General features: G+C 71.1%; 11 protein-coding genes. 5 read left to right on the forward strand and 6 right to left on the reverse strand.

Annotated features, from left to right (window positions below; translation table 11 throughout):
• Positions 1 to 35: 35 nt before the first annotated feature.
• Entirely contained in the window at positions 36 to 1,205 is a 1,170-nt protein-coding gene (tuf, locus tag AB0O67_RS34815; RefSeq protein ID WP_365459260.1) for an elongation factor Tu, read from the reverse strand.
• A gap of 265 nt (positions 1,206 to 1,470) precedes the next feature.
• The gene (locus AB0O67_RS34820) at positions 1,471 to 2,193 is read right to left on the reverse strand and encodes a DNA alkylation repair protein (protein ID WP_365459263.1); all 723 of its coding nucleotides are present in this window, start codon (positions 2,191 to 2,193) and stop codon (positions 1,471 to 1,473) included.
• 49 nt (positions 2,194 to 2,242) lie between these two features.
• Here AB0O67_RS34820 and AB0O67_RS34825 point away from each other — a divergent pair, with 49 nt between their 5' ends.
• A complete protein-coding gene (locus AB0O67_RS34825; RefSeq protein WP_365459266.1) occupies positions 2,243 to 3,049 on the forward strand; it encodes a TVP38/TMEM64 family protein in 807 nt (268 codons plus the stop codon).
• A gap of 16 nt (positions 3,050 to 3,065) precedes the next feature.
• On the opposite strand, the gene AB0O67_RS34830 is transcribed toward AB0O67_RS34825, so the two are convergent.
• Positions 3,066 to 4,235 carry a thiolase family protein gene (locus AB0O67_RS34830; protein ID WP_365459269.1) on the reverse strand — a complete coding sequence of 390 codons (1,170 nt, stop codon included), beginning with the start codon at positions 4,233 to 4,235 and terminating at the stop codon, positions 3,066 to 3,068.
• Positions 4,236 to 4,353: 118 nt separating this feature from the next.
• On the opposite strand from AB0O67_RS34830, the gene AB0O67_RS34835 reads away from it, so the two are divergent.
• Positions 4,354 to 4,821 (forward strand): helix-turn-helix domain-containing protein, encoded by a 468-nt coding sequence (locus AB0O67_RS34835; protein ID WP_365459272.1) that lies wholly within the window; start codon positions 4,354 to 4,356, stop codon positions 4,819 to 4,821.
• Between the two features lie 6 nt (positions 4,822 to 4,827).
• Here the strand turns inward: AB0O67_RS34835 and AB0O67_RS34840 are convergent, their stop codons facing one another.
• Positions 4,828 to 5,556, reverse strand: coding sequence for a cupin (locus tag AB0O67_RS34840; protein ID WP_365459275.1), 729 nt, complete (start codon positions 5,554 to 5,556; stop codon positions 4,828 to 4,830).
• Positions 5,550 to 5,942: a DUF6807 family protein gene (locus AB0O67_RS34845; protein WP_365459278.1), complete on the reverse strand. Its 393-nt coding sequence runs from the start codon at positions 5,940 to 5,942 to the stop codon at positions 5,550 to 5,552. The genes AB0O67_RS34840 and AB0O67_RS34845 overlap by 7 nt, the downstream gene beginning before the upstream one ends.
• A 263-nt stretch (positions 5,943 to 6,205) precedes the next feature.
• Between AB0O67_RS34845 and AB0O67_RS34850 the strand changes: the two genes are divergently transcribed.
• The 3 genes from AB0O67_RS34850 to AB0O67_RS34860 all read left to right on the forward strand — a co-directional run bounded on the left by AB0O67_RS34850 (position 6,206) and on the right by AB0O67_RS34860 (position 7,975).
• Positions 6,206 to 7,084 (forward strand): undecaprenyl-diphosphate phosphatase, encoded by an 879-nt coding sequence (locus AB0O67_RS34850; protein WP_365459281.1) that lies wholly within the window; start codon positions 6,206 to 6,208, stop codon positions 7,082 to 7,084.
• Positions 7,085 to 7,264: 180 nt separating this feature from the next.
• The gene (locus tag AB0O67_RS34855) at positions 7,265 to 7,444 is read left to right on the forward strand and encodes a hypothetical protein (protein ID WP_365459284.1); all 180 of its coding nucleotides are present in this window, start codon (positions 7,265 to 7,267) and stop codon (positions 7,442 to 7,444) included.
• Between the two features lie 27 nt (positions 7,445 to 7,471).
• Complete coding sequence (locus AB0O67_RS34860; protein WP_365459287.1) at positions 7,472 to 7,975, forward strand: chloramphenicol phosphotransferase; 504 nt, start codon at positions 7,472 to 7,474, stop codon at positions 7,973 to 7,975.
• On the opposite strand, the gene AB0O67_RS34865 is transcribed toward AB0O67_RS34860, so the two are convergent.
• Positions 7,929 to 8,465, reverse strand: a complete 537-nt coding sequence (locus AB0O67_RS34865) for a DUF4291 domain-containing protein (protein ID WP_365459290.1) — start codon at positions 8,463 to 8,465, stop codon at positions 7,929 to 7,931. The two genes, AB0O67_RS34860 and AB0O67_RS34865, sit on opposite strands and share 47 nt — an antisense overlap.
• Between the last annotated feature and the right edge of the window lie 286 nt (positions 8,466 to 8,751).

Raw genomic sequence — 8,751 nt, forward strand, 5'->3', positions numbered from 1 at the left:
GCTCCGGAAGGCGACCCCGCAATCCTGCGACGGCCTCAGTCCACGGCCGTCACGGTGCCGGCGCCGACCGTCCGGCCGCCCTCGCGGATCGCGAAGCCGAGGCCGGGCTCCAGGGGCACCTCCCGCCCCAGCTCGACGCTCATCGTCACCGTCTCCCCAGGGCGTGCGACCGCCACCTCACCGAGGTCGATGTCGCCCACCACATCCGCGGTACGGATGTAGAACTGCGGGCGGTACCCGGTGGAGAGCGGCGTGGTGCGCCCGCCCTCACGCGCCGACAGCACGTACACCTGCGCGGAGAACCGGCGTCGCGGCACCACACTGTTGGGCGCGGCGACCACATGCCCCCGGCGCACGGCGTCCCGGGGCACGCCACGCAGCAGCAACGCCACGTTGTCCCCGGCCTGCGCCTCGTCCATCGGCTTGCCGAACGTCTCCAGGCCGGTGACGACGGACGACACCTCGGCCCCCAGCACCTCCACCCGGTCACCGGCCCGGACCGTGCCGCGCTCCACGGCCCCCGTGACGACCGTGCCGCGCCCGGTGATGGTCAGCACGTTCTCCACCGGCAGCAGGAACGGCGCGTCCAGGTACCGCTCCGGCATGGGCACATACGTGTCCACCGCGTCCAGCAGCGCCTCGACGGACGCGGTCCACCGGGGGTCGCCCTCCAGCGCCCGCAGCCCGGACACCCGTACGACCGGTACGGAGTCGCCCCCGTACCCGTGCTGGGTGAGCAGGTCGCGTACCTCCAGCTCGACGAGGTCGATGAGCTCCTCGTCGCCGGAGTCGGCCTTGTTGAGGGCGACGACGATGTGGTCGACGCCCACCTGCCGGGCGAGCAGCACGTGCTCGGCGGTCTGCGGCATGATCCCGTCGAGCGCGGAGACGACGAGGATGGCCCCGTCGAGCTGCGCCGCGCCGGTGACCATGTTCTTGACGTAGTCGGCGTGGCCCGGCATGTCCACGTGGGCGTAGTGCCGGGTGTCGGTCTCGTACTCGACGTGCGCGATGTTGATGGTGATGCCGCGCGCCGCCTCCTCGGGGGCGCGGTCGATCCGGTCGAAGGGCACGAACGTGCCGGTGCCGCGCTCGGCGAGCACCTTGGTGATGGCGGCCGTCAGGGTGGTCTTGCCGTGGTCGACGTGACCCATGGTGCCGATGTTCAGGTGCGGTTTGGTGCGCACGTAAGCCGTCTTGGGCATGGCGATACCTCGAAGCGTCTCGATGGTGACGGGGACCCCGGTGACCGGCCGACCCTCCCCCTGCGGGGTCCGCCGGACTTTCCGGGGAGGGTCAGCTTCGGGCGCCGTCGACAGCGGCCAGGAGGATCAGGACGGCAGCCTTCGGGGCATCCGCGACCGCGGATGCTGCGAGGTGGAAGGCGTGCCGGAACATGACGTCGATACTCGCCGACGCCGCCGGGCGCGTCGACCGATTTATCGCGGCGGGCAGTTCGGCGGCACCGGGTCAGGGCCCGACGTTCTTCAGCGCCTCCCGCACCGACAGTGGCGCGAACCGCCCCCGCTCCCGCGCGAGGAAGTCGCGTACGGCGTCAGGGTCGGTCTTGGCGTACTCCCGCAGGCACCACCCGATCGCCTTGCGGACGAAGAAGTCCGGGTGCCCGGACTGGCGCAGGCAGTAGGAGAAGAGGCGTTCGCTGTCGGTGCGCTCCTTGTAGCGCAGTTGGTGGAGCAGGGCCGTCCGGGCGACCCACAGGTCGTCGTCCAGGATCCAGGCGTCCATGTCGGCCTTCAGTCCGGGATCGGCGGCCACCAGCGGGCCCACCACATGGGCGGCGAGCAGGTCGACGGTGTCCCACCACGGGACGGTGGTGACGAGCCGCCGGGCAACCGGCAGGAAACCCGACGAGCAGCGGCTCACATGACGGCGCAGATAGTCGACGGCGAAGTAGTGGAACTCGCGCTCGGGCAACTGCCAGCAACGCAGCGCCACCGCGGCGCAGTCGGCCTCGTCCGGGCGGGGCGTGCCCTCGACGACCGTGCGGGACAGGGCGCGGCGCACGGGCGTTGTCAGGCCGAGGAAGGGCGCGACGTCCTTCATGTACGCCCGCATGGGCGCCGCGCGCGCCGGGTCGGCCGCGGCGGTGTAGGCGGCGGTGAGCCGCGGCAGCAACGTGTCGGCGAGTCGGCTGCTCGGGACACCCGCCGTTCGCGCACCTGTGACGCTCATGAGACGAACCATACGGCGATCACACATATCCGTCGGTTAGTGTCGCCCAATGCTCGATGCCCACAACCGCTCTGGGGGCACCGCACCGGCCTCTCCCCGGGCCACTGCCACCGAACTCGCGGTGACCGCCACCGAACTCGCCGCCGTCGTCCCCGTCTCCGGTGGTGCCGCGGCCGTCCGTCTCGGCCTCGCCGCCCGCTGCGTCAGACTTCTGCTGTCGCCCTGGGCCCGCTTCTCCGTGCTCGTCGCCCTGCTGGTCGGGGCCGGGGCGGCGGTGCTGCTCTTCGAGCCGCAGCGGCTGCTCGCGCACGGCTGGCCGCCGCAACTCGGCGGTGTCGTGGCGGCTCTCATCTTCGCCGTCGCGTACGGCGTGATCACCGTGGCGTTCGTGCCGCGGCCCCTGCTCAACCTGGCGGCGGGGGCGCTGTTCGGCTCCGAACTGGGCATCGCCGCGGCGGTCGCCGGTTCGGTGATCGGCGCCGGGATCGCCTTCGGGCTGGGCCGGCTCCTGGGCCAGGACGCGCTGCGGCCGCTGCTGCGCGGCAAGTTCCTGAAGACCGTGGACCGGCAGTTCAGCCGGCACGGCTTCCGCTCGATGCTCGCGGTGCGGCTGTTCCCGGGCGTGCCGTTCTGGGCCGCCAACTACTGCGCCGCCGTCTCGAAGATGGGCTGGCTGCCCTTCCTGCTCGCGACGGCGCTCGGCTCGCTGCCGAACACCGCCGCGTACGTCGTCGCCGGCGCCCGGGCCTCCACGCCGACGTCGCCGGTGTTCCTGATCGCGATGGCCGCCATCGCCGTTCCGGGCCTGGCGGGCGCGGTGGTGGCGTGGCGCAAACGCCACCACCTGCGCGGCTGACCCGCGGCCGGAGGGCCTACGGGGCTTCCAGGATCATCGCGTTGGCCAGTCCGCCCGCCTCGCACATCGTCTGCAGGGCGTAGCGCGCGCCACGCTCCCGCATGGCGTGCACGAGCGTGGTGGTCAGCCGGGTGCCGCTGGCGCCCAGCGGATGCCCGAGGGCGATGGCGCCGCCGTGCACGTTGACCTTGGCCAGGTCGGCGCCGGTCTCCTGCTGCCAGGCGAGCACGACGCTGGAGAAGGCCTCGTTGACCTCGAACAGGTCGATGTCGTCCAGGGTCAGGGAGGCCCTGCGCAGCACCTTCCCGGTCGCCGGCACGACGCCGGTGAGCATCAGCAGCGGGTCGGAGCCGGTGACGGCGAAGCTGTGCAGCCGGGCCAGGGGGCGCAGGCCGAGGCGGGCGGCGGTCTCGCTCGACGTGATGAGCACGGCGGAGGCGCCGTCGTTGACGGGGCTGGCGTTGCCCGCGGTGACGTTCCACTCGATCTGCGGGAAGCGCTCGGCGAAGGCGGGGTCGTGGTACGCGGGCTTGAGGCCGGCCAGGATTTCGGTGGTGCTGCCCGGCCGTACGCACTCGTCCCGCGCGACGCCGTCGACGGGCGCGACCTCGGCGTCGAACAGGCCGCCGTCCCAGGCCGCGGCGGCCCTGCGGTGCGAGGAGACGGCGAAGGCGTCCATCTGCTCGCGCGTGATGGACCACTTGGCGGCGATCAGCTCGGCGCTGATGCCCTGCGGGAGGAGGCCCTCCGGGTAGCGCCGGGCGACGCCGGGGCCGAACGGGTCCTTGCCGGGCGGGACGTTGGACCACATCGGCACGCGGCTCATGGACTCGACACCGCAGGCGACCACCATGTCGTACGCGCCCGACAGCACGCCCTGCGCCGCGAAGTGCACGGCCTGCTGGGAGGAGCCGCACTGCCGGTCCACGGTGGTCGCGGGGACGGTCTCCGGGAAGCCCGCCGACAGCACGGCGTACCGGGTGGTGTTCATGGCCTGCTCGCCGACCTGGTCGACGGTGCCGCCGATGACGTCGTCGATCAGCGCCGGGTCGACGCCGGAGCGCTCGACGAGGGTGCGCAGGGTGTGGGCCAGGAGTTCGACGGGGTGGACGTGCGCGAGCGAGCCGTTCGGCTTGCCCTTGCCCATGGGGGTGCGTACGGCTTCGACGATGACTGCGTCACGCATGCTGCGGGCCTCCTTGGCCGCCGGAGCGGGCACCGGGTCGACTACCGGTGAGTAGGAAATTCCAACTCACGATAGCCCCGTAGGTTGGAAAATCAAACCCTCACCTAGACTTGGCCGTATGGCCGCCACCAAGGACCCGCGCCCCTGCTCGATCGCCGACACCCTGGCGCTCGTCGGCGAGAAGTACTCGCTGCTCGTGCTGCGGGAGGTGTTCCTGGGCAACGGCCGCTTCGACCAGCTCGTGCGCAACATCGGCGTCCCGCGCGACATCCTGGCCACCCGGCTGCGCCGCCTGGTCGACGCCGGGATCCTCACCAAGCGGGTCTACAGCGAGCGCCCCCAGCGCTTCGAGTACCGGCCCACCCAGGCGGGCCTCGAACTGCAGTCGGTCCTGCTCACCCTCATGGACTGGGGCGACCGCCATCTGCGCGAGGACGACCGCCCCATGGTCCTCGAACACAGCTGCGGCCACGAACTGGTCCCGCAGGTCACCTGCCGGTCCTGCGGCGACCCGGTCCGGCACGGAGACCTGACCCCACATCCCCGGTCCCCGGGCTGGACCGTCACCGGCCCCACGGCGGCGTAGCCCGGTCTACTCGCCGGGGTAGGCGTCCAGCCGCCCGCACATGCCGAACTTCCCGCGTGTCACGGGCCGTTCGGACCTGACGACGGCCGCCGCGAGGTGCGACACGTCACCCCGCCCCAGCCGGTCGAGCTGCTCCCCCGTCGCCGTGGCGGCCGCCTCGGCGCCCCGCCGCCAGCGCTCCCGCCACTCGGCCAACCGGGGCCGGACGAGCGCTCCCGCGGCCCGGTGGAACTCCGCCAGCGCCTCAGGGCCGGACGCGCGCAGCGCGCGGTAGCCCTCGAGGGCGAGATCGCGCCGGGCACGGGCCACCCGCTCCTGCTCGGCGGCGGGCGCGTCCGCCGGGATCGTGGTGGCGGCGGCGTACGTCTCCGGGTCGGCCAGGTACTCCGGCGGCAGGGTGAGCACCGCGTCCCCCGCCTCCGGCAGTCCGCTGTTCTGCATCAGCACGGTGATGCGCAGGTCGTCGTCGTTGACCAGCCGGTGGATCGTGCCCGGCGTGAACCAGGCGACCGTGCCGGCCGCGAGCGGCGTGACCTCGTAGCCGGACGTCGTGAGCGTCTGCACCGCGCCCCGGCCGCCGGTGACGACGTACGCCTCCGAACAGGTCAGGTGCAGATGCGGAGTTCCGCCGCACACCCCGTCCGCCGCCGGCCAGTCGTAGACGGTCAGGTGCGACACGGCGACGCCGCCCGGCAGGCCGGTGAACGGCCCCGTCAGTCCTTCGGTGGTCACCACGGGTGCGCCTCCAGGTACTTGGCGATCTCGTCGCGTTCCCAGGCACCGTCGGCGACGACGACCCGGTAGCGGCGGGTGAGGGTGCCACCCGGCGCGAGCTCCAGTTCGTCGTGGAAGGCCCAGGAGGGGGCGACGGCCGCAAACGGCTCGTTGCGGACGAACCAGTGGGCGGGGTGGGCGCCGCCGGCACCGGTGTGGTCGTTCTCCGGGGCGTGCGCGAACACGAGGGTGGCGTGGCCGTCGACGCCGTCGTGCTCGCCCGAGTACGCCAGCCAGGGCGCCTGCCGGCCCATAAGGCCCGGCCCCTCACCGTCCGGCCCGAGGACGCGTCCGTCGCGGAACGTCGTCTCGGCCGCCGATGGCACCGAGGTCGCGGATGTGGGCATGAACCTGATCAGCACTCCTCCGGGGTCCTGGGCGTGTGGCGAGCGCGGCATGCAGCAAGCGCTTTCCCCGGTCTGCAACGTAAGCCCGGCTCAACGGCCGGTCAACACCCCCGGCGGAGCACCGCCGATCCCCTGGGAAACCCCTGTGTCGGCCGTGTCGACAGGGGGCGCTACGCTGCCCCTCAACACACCCGATCACCGCGCGCGGGGGCTAGGTGTGTCCTCCGTCCGTTCCACGATCGGCACTTGGACTCCGTAACTTCATGTCTTGGTTTGAATCACTCATCCTCGGACTCGTCCAGGGGCTGACCGAGTTCCTTCCCGTTTCCTCCAGCGCACACCTGCGCCTGACCGCGGCCTTCTCGGGCTGGGAGGACCCCGGTGCCGCCTTCACGGCGATCACCCAGATCGGCACCGAGGCAGCCGTGCTGATCTACTTCCGCAAGGACATCGGCCGCATTCTGTCGGCGTGGACCCGCTCGCTCTACGACAAGGCGTGGCGCGGTGACCACGACGCGCGGATGGGCTGGCTGGTGATCGTCGGCTCGATCCCGATCGGCGTGCTCGGCGTGACGCTCAAGGACCAGATCGTCGGGCCCTTCCGCGATCTGCGCATCACCGCCACCATGCTGATCGTGGTCGGCGTGATCATGGGCATCGCCGACCGGATAGCCGCGCGTGACGAGACCGGCGGACGGCACCGGGCGGCCAAGGAGCGCAAGTCGCTCAAGGAACTGGGCGTGCGGGACGGCCTGATCTTCGGCCTCTGCCAGGCCATGGCGCTCGTCCCGGGCGTCTCCCGCTCCGGCGCGACCATCACCGGCGGCCTCTTCATGGGCTTCACGCGCGAGGCGGCGGCCCGTTACTCCTTCCTGCTCGCCATCCCGGCGGTGCTCGCCTCGGGCGGGTACGAACTCAAGGACGCCATGGAGAGCGGCCATGTGTCGTGGGGGCCGACGATCTTCGCCACGGTGATCGCCTTCGTCAGCGGCTACGCGGTCATCGCCTGGTTCATGAAGTTCATCTCGACCAAGAGCTTCATGCCGTTCGTCTGGTACCGCATCGCGCTGGGCATCGTGATCATCGTTCTGGTCACGTTCGGCGTGCTGAGTCCACACGCCGCCGAATCAGCAGGCGGCTGAGCGAGCGGCCCCCGGGGACTCCCCGGGGGCCGTTTTCTTGTGAGCCCGTGAGCCGACGATGTGACCTGGGAGCCGACGGTCGCCGCACGCGGTCGGATTCCGTCGGCCGTGAGCAAGCCCATACGGGATGAGTAGCCGCCCGGTAGCGCAGCGTCAGTGCCTGCCCCTACGCTTGCTCGCATGTTCCCCGATTCCGTGACCCCTGGTTCAGCGCGCTCCGCTGCCGAGGTGAACGAGCAGATCCGCGCCCTGTGGACGCGCGCGGGCGGCTCGCTGTCACCACAGGAGCGGGCGGAGTACGAGCTGCTGGTCGTCGAGTGGGCCGCGGCGATCCGCGGCGCGATCATCGAGGCGGCCTGAGAACAGGACCGGGGCTCATCACCGTACATGCGACATCTCACCGATGTGCCACCGCGCCGTGGCCTGATCATCTTCCTCAACGGCACGTCCAGTTCGGGAAAGCCGAGCATCGCGACCGAGCTGCTGCGGATCCTCGACGAGCCGTACTTCCACATGCCGGCCGACGCCTTCCACGCGATACGCTCCCGCGTCCCCGTGCCGTCGGACGAGCTCGACACCGTCCTGCACCGCACCTGGCGGGGCTACCACCGCGCGGTCGCCGGCATGGCCGCCGCCGGCGACAACGTCGTCATGGACCACATCCTCAGCGCCGACTGGCGGCTCGACGACTGCCTCTCCCTGTTCGTGCCGCAGGACGTGGTCCTCGTCGGCGTGCGGTGCCCGTGCGCCCACAGGCTTCCTGCCCGCCAGACCCGCGCCGACGGCCCTCCAGCGCCTGCGCGGAGGCAACTGAGGCAACGAAGGAAGCCACCTGGAAGGGCGCTCACCCGGAGGACGCGTCGTGCCGCGCCTCCGGGAGCAGGTGCGTGAGCGCCCCCTCGTCCAGCGGATACGGCGGCTCCCGCGGCAACAGCGCTTCCGCACGCGCGAGTTCGCCCGCCCGCACCAGCCCGTGCACCTCCCTGGCGAGCGGCGTCACGTCCTCGATCCCGACGATCCACTCGTCCGCGTACCGCTCCGCCGCCTCCCCCGCCAGTCCCAGCTGGAGCGACCGGTGCGGCAGCGGGGCGAGCCGCAGATCGCGCTCCGGGTCCCACTGCACGCGCGCGGCCGCCGAGCGCAACTGTTCCCGCCACACGTCCTTGCCGGCGTGCAGTCCGGGCACGTGGTGCGAGAGGCAGGCGTGCCGCAGGGCCCAGAGGAAGCCTTCGCGGGTGATCTCGACGGCGAGGACGGTCTCCTGGTCCGCCTTCGTGCCCCAGCCGCAGCGGTACATCATCCACAGGAAGGACGGCTTGATCCATGTCAAGCCTTGTTCATAGACCTTTTGGAGGTGGTCCCCTGGCTGAGGCTCGTCCAAGGTTGCTTGTCAGCCTGCGACTGTTGGGTGATCGGCTTCATGCATCAGGACGCGAAGTAGGCGGAGTGTCACGCCGGCGGGGTGCAGGCCATATCGGCGTGGGGCAGCCCTTTCGTGCTCACTACTTTTTTTATCAGAACCTCTCGAGCTTTGCATCGAAACAGGAACTGCAGAGACGCATTCCATCGTTCTCAGGTGTAGGGACTCCGCAAACGTCACACATACTGAGAGGGCCTTGCTCAGTTCCGCATTGGAAGCAGAAATATTCGGCCGTACTACCGGAAGC

Source organism: Streptomyces sp. NPDC086077 (genome assembly GCF_040686175.1).
Lineage (GTDB): Bacteria > Actinomycetota > Actinomycetes > Streptomycetales > Streptomycetaceae > Streptomyces.